The sequence below is a fragment of the Streptomyces sp. NPDC055254 genome (assembly GCF_053606025.1).
Genome location: NZ_JBSGQV010000044.1, coordinates 44,281 through 55,253 on the forward strand (window position 1 = coordinate 44,281; position 10,973 = coordinate 55,253).

General features: G+C 75.5%; 7 protein-coding genes. 3 read left to right on the plus strand and 4 right to left on the minus strand.

All coding sequences use genetic code 11. From position 1 onward, the window contains the following. The first annotated feature begins 31 nt into the window (after positions 1-31). The 3 genes from tmk (at position 32) to ACWFQ8_RS29100 (ending at position 6,325) form a co-directional block, all read left to right on the plus strand. On the plus strand, positions 32-3,232 hold the full coding sequence (tmk, locus tag ACWFQ8_RS29090) for a dTMP kinase (protein WP_453789250.1): 3,201 nt from the start codon (positions 32-34) through the stop codon (positions 3,230-3,232). A 101-nt stretch (positions 3,233-3,333) separates the two neighbouring features. Then, the gene (locus ACWFQ8_RS29095; protein ID WP_453789251.1) at positions 3,334-4,545 is read left to right on the plus strand and encodes a DNA polymerase III subunit delta'; all 1,212 of its coding nucleotides are present in this window, start codon (positions 3,334-3,336) and stop codon (positions 4,543-4,545) included. Positions 4,546-4,756: 211 nt separating this feature from the next. Continuing rightward, complete coding sequence (locus tag ACWFQ8_RS29100; RefSeq protein ID WP_453789252.1) at positions 4,757-6,325, plus strand: alpha/beta hydrolase; 1,569 nt, start codon at positions 4,757-4,759, stop codon at positions 6,323-6,325. A 21-nt stretch (positions 6,326-6,346) separates the two neighbouring features. Here ACWFQ8_RS29100 and ACWFQ8_RS29105 read toward each other — a convergent pair whose 3' ends face one another. Genes ACWFQ8_RS29105 through ACWFQ8_RS29120 form a run of 4 tightly spaced genes read right to left on the minus strand, consistent with a single transcriptional unit; the run spans position 6,347 to position 10,809 of the window. Further along, positions 6,347-7,018 (minus strand): 4'-phosphopantetheinyl transferase family protein, encoded by a 672-nt coding sequence (locus tag ACWFQ8_RS29105; protein WP_453789253.1) that lies wholly within the window; start codon positions 7,016-7,018, stop codon positions 6,347-6,349. 58 nt (positions 7,019-7,076) lie between these two features. Next, a complete protein-coding gene (locus ACWFQ8_RS29110; RefSeq protein ID WP_453789254.1) occupies positions 7,077-8,360 on the minus strand; it encodes an MFS transporter in 1,284 nt (427 codons plus the stop codon). A 32-nt stretch (positions 8,361-8,392) separates the two neighbouring features. Then, a complete protein-coding gene (locus ACWFQ8_RS29115) occupies positions 8,393-9,436 on the minus strand; it encodes a polysaccharide deacetylase family protein (RefSeq protein ID WP_453789255.1) in 1,044 nt (347 codons plus the stop codon). After that, positions 9,436-10,809 (minus strand): condensation domain-containing protein, encoded by a 1,374-nt coding sequence (locus ACWFQ8_RS29120; protein ID WP_453789256.1) that lies wholly within the window; start codon positions 10,807-10,809, stop codon positions 9,436-9,438. The genes ACWFQ8_RS29115 and ACWFQ8_RS29120 overlap by 1 nt, the downstream gene beginning before the upstream one ends. Positions 10,810-10,973 lie beyond the last annotated feature (164 nt).

Consider the following 10,973-nt stretch of genomic DNA (forward strand, 5'->3'; position numbering starts at 1 on the left):
ACCCGCCGAGCACAGCGGATAGGCTGGGCGGATGACGCGAGCCGAGCAGCCGACGGTCGTGACCGCCGAGGCCAACCCGACCTACGACGAAGCCCTAGCCGCAGATTCCCGCGAACGGGCGGTGCGCGCGCTGCTGCGCACCCCCCGGCTGCGCCGGCTGTGGAGCGCCCAACTGGTGAGCGGCGTCGGCGACGCGCTCGCCCTGCTGGTCCTGGTGCTGCTGGCGCTCCAGGCCGCCCTCTCCGAAGGAGCCTTCGGCGGCGGCTACCGGGGCGCGGCCCTCACCGTCGCCGTGGTCTTCGGCGTCCGGATCCTCGCCACCGTGGTCTTCGGAGCCGTCCTCCTCGGCCCGCTGGCCGGGCTGATGGCCCCCAGTGGCAAGCTGGACCGCCGCTGGACGATGATCGGCGCCGACGGCGTCCGCCTCGGGCTCTTCGTCGTCGCGCCGCTCTGGCTCGACTGGATCCCGGCCCACGCGCTCACCGCGTTGCTGGCCACCGTCTTCGTCTCCGGCGCCGCCGAACGGCTGTGGACGCTGGCCAAGGAGAGCGCCGCTCCCGCCCTGCTGCCCGCGCCGCCGCCCGAGGGGGCGACCGTACGGCCCCTCCCGGACCACATGGACGCGCTGCGGCGGCTGACGCTGCGTACGGCTTTCGCGGCCCTGCCCGTCGCGGCGGCCGCCCTGCTCGCCGCGACCCTGCTCGGCAAGGCCCTCGGCCTCGGCGTGGACTGGTTCGCCGTGAACCAGGCTGCCCTCGGCTCGTACCTGGCCGCCGGCCTCTTCGCGGCGTCGATCTCGCTGCTGCTGCCGCTGGTACTGCCCGGCGACAAGACCCCGCGCCCCCGGTCCCCGCTGGAGGGCCTGCGCGCCCCCAAGGCGGGCGACCGCCCCGACAAGGGCCGTACGGGCGCCGTTCCGGTCCTCGTGCTGGCCTGCGCCGCCGTCGCCGGAGCGGTGTCCTGCGCCGTCGCGGTGGCCGTGCTGCACGCCTTCGACCTCGGCGGCGGGCCGGCCTCCTTCGCGCTGCTCGTCCTGGCACTGGTCGGCGGCACCGCCGCCGGCATCCGCGCCGCCCAGGCCGGCAAGGTGCTGCCCGCCCTGTCCCGGCGCCGGCTGCTGGCCCTCGCCATAGCGGTCACCGGGCTCGCCCTGCTGCTGGCCGGGCTGGTCCCGGACACCGCGACGGTGCTGTTCCTGTCGCTGCTCACCGGCACCGCGGCGGGCGTCGCGGCCCACACCGGCCACACGCTGCTGGAGCAGGAGACCGAGGAGTTTCGCCGGGCCCGGATCACCGAGCACCTCCAGGCGGTCGTACGGGTCGCCCTGGCCGTCGGGGCGGTCGTCGCCCCGCTCCTGGCCTCGGCGATCGGCCCGCACCGGCTCACCGGCGGAGACGTGGTCTTCGCGCACGGCGGCGCCGCCTTCACGCTGATGCTGGTCGGCGCGCTGCTGCTGCCGGTCGCCGTGTTCGTGCTGACCAAGGCGGACGACCGCAGCGGCGTGCCGCTGCGGCGCGACCTGCGCGAGGCGCTGCGCGGCGGCGAGCCCGACCAGGCGCCGTCCGCCACCGGCTTCTTCATCGCCCTGGAGGGCGGAGACGGCGCCGGCAAGTCCACCCAGGTACAGGCGCTCGCCGACTGGATACGGGGCAAGGGCCACGAGGTGGTCGTGACGCGCGAGCCCGGGGCCACCCCGGTCGGCAAGCGGCTGCGCTCGATCCTGCTCGACGTCTCGTCGGCCGGACTGTCCGACCGCGCCGAGGCGCTGCTGTACGCGGCGGACCGGGCGGAGCACGTGGACTCGGTCGTCCGCCCGGCGCTGGAGCGCGGCGCGGTCGTGATCTCTGACCGCTACATCGACTCCTCGGTGGCCTACCAGGGCGCCGGCCGCGACCTCTCCCCGACCGAGATCGCCCGGATCTCGCGCTGGGCCACGGACGGCCTCGTACCGAACCTGACCGTACTGCTCGACGTGTCGCCGGAGGCGGCGCGGGAGCGGTTCACGGAGGCCCCGGACCGGCTGGAGTCGGAACCGGCGGAGTTCCACCAGCGGGTGCGGTCCGGGTTCCTGACGCTGGCCGCCTCCGACCCCGGGCGCTACCTGGTGGTCGACGCGGGCCAGGACCCCGATGCGGTGACCACCGTCGTACGGCACCGCCTGGACCGGATGCTTCCGCTCTCCGAGGCCGAGGTGGCCGCGCAGGCGGAGGCCCGGCGCCTCGCGGAGGAGGAGGCCCGGCGCAGGGCCGAGGAGGAGGCGGCGCGCAAGGCCGAGGAGGAGCGGCTGCGGGCCGAGGAGGAGGCCCGCAGGGCCCGCGAGGCCGAGGAGGCGCGCATCAGGGCCGAGGCCGAGGCCGCCCGCAAGGCGGAGGAGGAGCGGCTGCGGGCCGAGGAGGAGGCCCGGGCCCGGGCCGAGGCCGAGCGGTTGCGCGCGGAGGCCGAGGAGAGGGCGCGGGCGCAGGAGCGTGAGCGGCTGCGCCGGCAGGCCGAGGAGGAGGCCCGGCTGCGGGCCGAGGCCGAGGAGCGCCGGCTGGAGAAGCAGCGGCGGGCCGAGGAGGCCCTGCTGAAGGCCGAACAGGCGCGGCGGCTGGCGGAGGCCGCGGCGGCGGAGGTGGCGGCGAAGAGCGCTGCCGCGGCGGCAGCGGCGGCGGCGGCTTCGGCCCCGGCACCGGCCGCCCCGGCACCGGCCGCACCCGCTCCGGCGGCGCGGCAGGAGCAGCGGCAGGCGCGGCAGGACCGGTATGACGACGAGGTGACGGTCGAGACGCCCGTGGCACGGCAGGCACCGCCCGACCGGCGCGTGCTGCAGCCGGACGACGTCACCGAGACGGTTCCGGTCCCCAAGGTCGACCCCGCCCGGCGGCCGGCCGCCGCCGACGAGACCGCCGTGCTGCCGCCGGTGCGCGGCACGGACGAGACCGCCGTGCTGCCGCCGGTGCGCCCGGACACCGCGCCGCCGGCGGCGACCGCGCGGTCGGCCTCGCGGCCGACGGCCCGGCGCCCCCAGGAGAACCCCGCCGACCGGGTGCCGCCCGGCATCTTCCGGGACACCGGCAACGACCGGACGCGGGAGCTCCCGGTGCTCGACGAGGACGGCCGGTCGCGCCGGGCCCGCCCGGACTGGGCCGAGGAGACCCCGCTGGACGACCTCCCGACCCTGGCCGACGAGCTGCTGGGCCGCCGCGGGGACGAGGGCGACGAGGACGAGGACCGTCCGCGCCCCCGGCGCTGACGGCGGCCGGACCGGAATGTCAGTGGCGCGCGCCACACTGTGAACAGGCGCGCACGGACGGCAAGCGGACGACGGCGGAGAGCGGAAGGCGGTGGGGCGGGATGCCCGTGTGGGACGACCTGGTGGGACAGGAGCGGGTCCAGACGCAGCTGGCCGCCGCCGCCCGCGACGCCGACGCGCTGGTCACGGCCGTGACCGACGGCACCGCTCCGCCCGCCGCGAACAAGATGACCCACGCCTGGCTGTTCACGGGACCGCCGGGCTCCGGGCGGTCCACCGCCGCCCGGGCCTTCGCCGCCGCCCTCCAGTGCACCAGCCCCGACCGCGCCCTCGGCGGCGAGCCCGGCTGCGGGTTCTGCGACGGCTGCCACACCACCCTGATCGGCACGCACGCCGATGTGGAGATCGTCCGTACGGACCTGCTGTCCATCGGTGTGAAGGAGACCCGCGACCTGGTGCGCAGGGCGCAGCTCTCCCCGGCCGTCGGCCGCTGGCAGGTCATCGTCCTGGAGGACGCCGACCGGCTCACCGAGGGCGCGGGCAATGTGCTCCTCAAGGCCGTCGAGGAGCCCGCGCCCCGCACGGTGTGGCTGCTGTGCGCCCCCTCGCTGGAGGACGTGCTGCCCACGATCCGCTCCCGCTGCCGGCACCTGACCCTGCGCACCCCGCCCGTCGAGGCCGTCGCCGATGTCCTGGTCCGGCGGGACGGCATCGCGCCCGAGGTCGCCGCGGTCGTCGCGCGCGCGACCCAGGGGCACATCGGCCGCGCCCGCCGGCTCGCCACCGACCCGGACGCCCGCGCGCGCCGGGCCGCGGTCCTGAGACTCCCGCTCCGCGTCGACGACGTGGGCGGCTGCCTCAAGGCCGCGCAGGAGCTGGTCGACGCCGCCGCCGAGGACGCCAAGCAGGTCGCGGAGGAGGTCGACACCAAGGAGACCGAGGAGCTGAGGGCCGCCCTCGGCGCCGGGCCGGGCGCGGGCAGCAGGATGCCGCGCGGCACGGCGGGCATCATGAAGGAGCTGGAGGACCGGCAGAAGCGCCGCCGTACGCGCACCCAGCGCGACAGCCTGGATCTGGCCCTGACCGACCTCACCGGCTTCTACCGGGACGTACTGGCCCTCCAGCTCGGCTCCTCCGTGGCCATCTCCAACGAGGAGATACGGCCCGACCTCGACCGCATCGCCCGAGCGTCGGGCCCGGAGCGGACCCTGCGCAGGATCGAGGCGATCATCGCCTGCCGGGACGCCCTCGACCGCAACGTGGCCCCGCTCCTCGCGGTCGAGGCGATGACCATGTCGCTGCGGGCCGGCTGAGCGGGCCGCGACACCGAGGGGGTGCGGCGGGTCCGACCGGGGGCACCCGGTTGACCGGCTCACCCGTACGGGCGGGCGGTCCCCCGCGCCGGGGACGCACCCGGCACGAGCCCGTTCCGTGCGCCCTGCGGCCCCGCCGGCCGGCGTGCGGGCGGCCGTCCGGGAGCACGGCCCCCGCCGGGTCCGAGCCGACAGCGATTAGGCTCCAGGGATGGACACCAGTCGCGTGCTGCGTACCACCGGGACCGTGATCGCAGCCGCCGGGATGCTGCTCTCGGGGTGCAGCTCGGGCGGCGCGGGCGGCCCCCGGGCCGCCGCCTCCTCCACCGGGACGCCCGCCGAGCCGACCGCGCGGCAGACCCCCGACGCCGCGGCGCTGCGCCCGTACTACGAGCAGAAGCTGAGCTGGCGCGACTGCGGCGTCCCCGGATTCCAGTGCTCCACGATGAAGGCCCCGCTGGACTACGCCGCGCCCGGTTCCGGGCAGGAGGTCGACATCGCGGTGGCCCGCCGCCAGGCCACGGGCCCCGGCGAGCGGCTCGGCTCGCTCGTGGTCAACCCGGGCGGCCCCGGCGGCTCCGGTCTCGGCTACCTCCAGGCGTACGCGGGCATCGGCTACCCCGCGCCCGTCCGCGCCCAGTACGACATGGTCTCCTTCGACCCGCGCGGAGTGCAGGGGAGCAGCCCGATCGAATGCCTGACCGGCCCCGCCATGGACAAGTACACGCAGGTGGACCAGACGCCGGACGACGCGGCGGAGCGGGTCCGGCTGGTGGCGGCGTTCAAGGAGTTCGCGGCCGCCTGCCAGACGCGCTCGCAGCGGATCCTGCCCTTCGTCTCCACCGTCGACGCCGCCCGGGACATGGACCTGCTCCGCGGCGTGCTCGGCGACAAGAGGCTCACGTACGTCGGCGCCTCCTACGGCACGTTCCTGGGCGCCACGTACGCGGACCTCTTCCCGGACCGCGTCGGCCGCCTGGTCCTGGACGGCGCCATGGACCCGTCCCGCCCGGCGCTCGACCTGAACCGCGACCAGACGGCGGGCTTCGAGACCGCCTTCACCGCCTTCGCCGTGGACTGCGCGAAGCAGCCCGACTGCCCCCTCGGCAAGGGTGGTCCGGCCGCGGTGGGGGCCAGGCTGAAGGAGTTCTTCCGCAAGGTCGACGCCCAGCCGGTGCCCACGGGCGACGCCGGACGCCCGCTGGGGGAGTCCCTGGCGACGACCGGGGTGATCGCGGCGCTGTACGACGAGAGCGCCTGGCCGCAGCTGCGCGAAGCGCTGACCTCGGCCATGGACGGCGACGGGGCCGGCCTGCTGTCGCTGGCCGACAGCTACTACGAGCGCGAGCCGGACGGCGAGTACGCCAACCTGATGTTCGCCAACGCCGCCGTCAACTGCCTGGACCAGCCGCCGGCGTTCAGCGGCCCCGAGGCGGTCGACGCGGCCCTGCCCTCCTTCGAGAAGGCCTCCCCGGTCTTCGGCGCGGGCCTGGCCTGGGCCTCGCTGAACTGCACGTACTGGCCGGTGAAGGCGAAGGGCACGGCGAAGCCGCTGACCGCCGCGGGTGCCCCGCCGATCGTGGTCGTGGGCACCACCCGCGACCCGGCGACCCCGTACAAGTGGGCCGAAGCCCTGGCCGGCCAGCTGGAATCGGGCACGCTCCTCACGTACGACGGCGACGGCCACACGGCCTACGGCCGCGGCAGCACCTGCATCGACTCCGCGATCAACGAGTACCTCCTCAAGGGCAAGCCCCCCACCCCCGCCAAGAAGTGCTGACCACCAGCGGACCCCCCTGAGTCACGGATGGTCGACGGACGCATCCGGAGCGGGGCGGGGGGTGGTCCAGGCGCAGGTGGTGGGTAGGGGGTGGCGGTCGCGGGGGGCGTGCCAGGTGACCCGGCCCCAGTGACCGGACTGCCGGCCGAGGGGGACCGGGACGGTCCAGGGGCGGGCGGAGAGGCCGCCGCCGACGGCCTTCACGCATGCTTCCTGGGCCGCGAAGATCCAGGCGAACTCGCGTCTGCGTCCGGCCTCCGGCAGGCCGGTCAGCACCTCGGTGTCCTCGGGCGGACAGCAGAGCCGCAGCAGTCGGTCGCTGACGGCCGAAGGGATCTGCACGTCGACGCCGACGTCGCGGTCCCGGCCGACGGCCGCGGCGACCCACCCGCAGGAGTGCGAGAGGCTCACGCCGAGGTCGGGCCGATCGGGCAGGTACGGCCGGCCGCTCGGGCGGGCGGCGACCGGCCCGCCCCGGAGGTCCTCGTCGATCTCGCGCAGCAGGGCCCGCAGCAGGGTTCGGGAAGCGGCGTGCTCCACGGCCCGCCACGGCGGCAGTCCCGTCGCGGCCGCCCGGTCCCGCACGGCGACGGGCAGCGCGTCCAGGACCCCCTCGCTCCGGCCGACCAGGTAGTGGACACCCTCGGCGGCCGTGTGCGGCCGCAGGCCCTGCCGCGCCGTCGACGCGCTCACCCGGACACCCGCCGGTCCGGGCCGTGTGCGCGCCTCATGTGTGGATTTCCGGTGGGGTTCAGGTGCGGTCGGGGATGCGTTGGAGGGTGCGGATGGGGCGGGTGGCGAGGAGGGCGGCGGCGGTGAGGAAGCTGACGACGACGCCGACGAGGAGGACGCGGTCGGTGCCGAAGGCGCTGACGGCGGGGCCGGCGAGGGCGCTGCCGATGGGGTACATGCCGACGGAGCCGGCGACCTCGTAGGCGTGGACGCGGTTGAGGACTTCGCCGGGGACTTGGGTCTGGACGCTGGTGGCCCACATGACGCCCCAGATGCCGATGCCGGTGCCGACGGCGATCTGGGCAGCGGCGAGGGCGACGACGGGCCAGTCGAGGACGATGCCGAGGGGGTAGAGGGGGTAGGCGAGCATGGCTGCGGCGCCCGCGGCGAGGGGGCGTTGGGGCTTGTAGCGGATGGCGAGGAGGCCTCCGGCGATGGTGCCGGCGCCGAGTGCGGCGTTGACGAGGCCGAAGGCGCTGGCGCCGTGCTGCGGGACGATGACGCCGGCCGCGACGGAGAGTTGGGGGCCCCAGGACAGGACGGCGTAGAACATCCAGATGAGGATGACGCCCCAGAGCCAGGTGCGGGAGCTGAATTCGTGCCAGCCGACGGCGAGGTTGCGCCACAGGCCCTGGCCGGGGGGCGGGGCGGGGATGTGGCCGAGGCGGAGTACGAAGAGGCAGATGGCGCTGGTGCCGTAGGCGATGGCGGAGATGACCATGACCCAGCCGGTGGAGCCGAAGCCGACGAGGGCGCCGGCGAGTGCCGGGCCGCCGAGGCCGGTGATGGCTTCGGAGGTGCGCAGGACGCCGTTGGCGCCTTGGACGTCGCGGGAGACCAGGGGGACGGTGGAGGAGGCGCCCGGTTGGAAGAGGGCGTTGGCGGTGCCGGCGACGACGAGGAGGGCGTAGAGCTGCCACAGATGGTCGATGCCGTTGATGAAGAGGACGGCGAGGAGGATGTGGGCGGTGAGGTTGGCGAGGTCGGCGATGATCATCATGCGGCGGGCCGTGAACCGGTCGGCGAGTACGCCGCCGAACAGGACGAGGCCCGCGAACGGGGCGACGAGGAAGGCCATCGAGTAGCCGGCGGTGCCGAGGCCGTACCCGCCTTTGAGGAGGCCGGCCGCGACCGCGACCGGCAGCATCGCCCAACTGAGCAGACCGGCACTGCGCGCGACGAAGTAGTACCGGAAGTTGCGGGACCAGATCGCCGGCTCCCCCGACGGCGGCGCCCCGTCGGACCCGTCCTGTTTCTGCGGGGACGCCACCGCCGCGGTGTGGTCCGCCAAGCGTTCTTCCATGACTGTTGAACCCTTCGGTCGTTGATCGTGCTCTACGTCGGTCGAGTGGCGAGCGGCGGTGGAGGGAGTTCGGCGACGGTGACCAGCTCCAGGTCGCGTCCGAGGAGGCCCTCGATGATCGACGGGAGGGCCTGCACGGTCTGGGCGCGGTCGCCGGCGCCTTCGTGCATGAGCACGACCGAGCCGGGGCCGGTGGCTTCCAGGACGGTGGAGGTGATCCGGTCCGGTCCGGGCCTGGACCAGTCGCGGGCGTCGACGTCCCACATCGTGAGGGTGGTCGGGTAGCCGTCCAGGGCGGCGAGGACCTCGGGGGTGAGGGCGCCGTACGGAGGCCTGAACCGTGTCGGGGCGTACCCGGTCACCCGGGCCACGGCCTCGCTGGTGCGGTCGAGTTGCTCGCGCAGCTGTTCCGGGGTGAGGTCGGGGAGGTAGGGGTGGGACCAGGAGTGGTTGCCCAGTTCGTGGCCTGCGGCGGCGATGCGGCGGACCTCGTCGGGCAGCGCGGTGACATGGTGGCCGACGCAGAAGAAGGTGGCCCGGGCGCCGTAGCGGTCCAGGATGTCCAGGACCTGGCGGGTGTAGAGGGGGTCGGGGCCGTCGTCGAAGGTGAGGGCGACCTTCGGGGTGTCGCGGTCGCCGTGCTCGAAGCAGCGTCCGGTCGCGGTCAGTTCCGCGAGGACCGGCTCCCCGCGCCGTACGCCGTCGAAGTACTCCTCGGCGCGGCCGGTCAGGCTGCCGCCCTCGGCGGTCACCCGGGCCAGCGCGCCCGGTGCGCTGCGCGCCTGCTCCGCCAAACGTTCCGCCGGGACGGAGCCGAAGGCCGGCCGGGACGGCAGCAGCCAGGGATCGGCGCGGTAGACCTCCAGGCCGGCAGCCGTCATCGGGCCGTCCAGCAGGCCGTTGGTGCTGTCCAAGACCGCTGCCAGCGGCGCCAGCTCGCGCAGCCACGCGATGAGCTCCCTGACCTGGGCGGCGCCCCAGTTCCGGGGCTCCACCACCCGCTTCCCCGCCCCGTCGACGACCTCGACCCGGTAGCCCGTGTCCGTCCAGGCGATGCCCGCGTACCGTGTCGTCATCAGTCCCCCAGCGCGATCGCCTCGGCGACGATCAGCCGCTCGACCCCGCGGAGGAACCGCTCCATCCCCTCGCGGTCGAGGACCGCCGGGTCGGCGGTCATGGCGAGGTCCAGGGCTCCCGGCGCGGTCAGCACGTCCACCGCCATCGAGACGTTCTTGCGGGGCGGGAACTGCGTTGGCCAGCTCAGCTCGGTCCGTCCGATCAGCTCGCTCAGCGCGGCCCGCGGCTTCTCGACGCCGTCGAACGGCCCGACGCCGGGGTCACGCGTGTCGTTCCACCAGTACGAGTGGTCGGCCGCCTCCCCCTTCTCGACGAGCTGCGCCACCTCGCGGTCCAGCGCCCATTTGTCGAACGCGGCGTGGCGGAAGGCGCTGAACGCGACGGACCGCGTGCGCCGTACGGCGTCCTCGAAGTCCCGGTCGGCGTCGGTGAGGCGGAACAGGGCCTCCTGCGCCACCGTGCTGACCGACGCGGCGGCGGCGGGCTGGAAGCGGTTGCCGACCACCACCTGGAACAGCACGTCGCTGCTCCCGGACATCCTGGCGAGCTGGTGGGAGGCAGCCCCCAGCAGCACCGCGGCGTCGCTCACCTCCAGCTCGGCCGCCACCCGCCCGACGGCGACGGCCAGCGCGGGCGAGCGCAGCAGAGCGTTGGGGAACAGCCGGTCCGGGTCCGCCGCGAGCTCCGGCGCGGCGGGCTCACGGAAGATCTGCCGCGGGCCGGCGGTCAGTTGCTCGCACCAGTAGCGGCGGGCCGCCTCGTCCCGGCGACGGCCGAGCGGCGACGCCTGGAGCTCCGCGGCCTCCAGGGGCTGCTGGACGGCGGGGCGGGCCCGGCGCAGCGACTCGGCGCTCTCGCCCGACTCGATCAGCTCCAGGTCGCGCAGCAGCCGGCCCAGCCCCCAGTAGTCCATCCCGGTGTGCGCTCCGGCCAGAACCAGCCGGTGCACCAGGCCGTCGCTCGCCACGAGGCCGACCCTCAGGGGCCACTCCCGCGTGTGGTCGAAGGAGCGCCCGGCCAGCTCAGCGAGCAGGCCGGCACTGACCTCGGGGGCCTGCGCCGCCGGGCAGGTCCGGATCTCCACCGCGAGCTCGCCGGATCCGTCGACGACCTGCTCCAGACCGTCCTCGCCGACGGGCAGGAACCGGGTGTGCAGGCTGTCGTGGAGCAGGAGCAGCTCCGTCAGGTCCGCGAGGACCCGGGCGGCGGGGCGGGGTGGATCGACGGGGAGGTCGACCGGCAGGTTGTAGCGGGGGGCGTCGTCACCGAGCCGGGTCACGACCCCCCAGATGGCCCGCTGCCCCCAGGTCGCCGGGCCGGTCCCGGCCCTCGCGGACTCCAGTCTGATGGTCCGCTCCTGCGCCGTGGTCATCGTGTTCCGACCTTCCCTTCAGTTGCCTTGTCCGATGTCTGTCGAAGCGCGGCCGCCGGGGGGGGGGGGGCCCCCCCCCCCCGCGGGCCCCCCCCCCCCCCCCCCCCGGGGGGGGCCCCCCCCCCCCGGGGGGGAAGGGGCCCCGTGGGGAGGGCCCGGCGCCG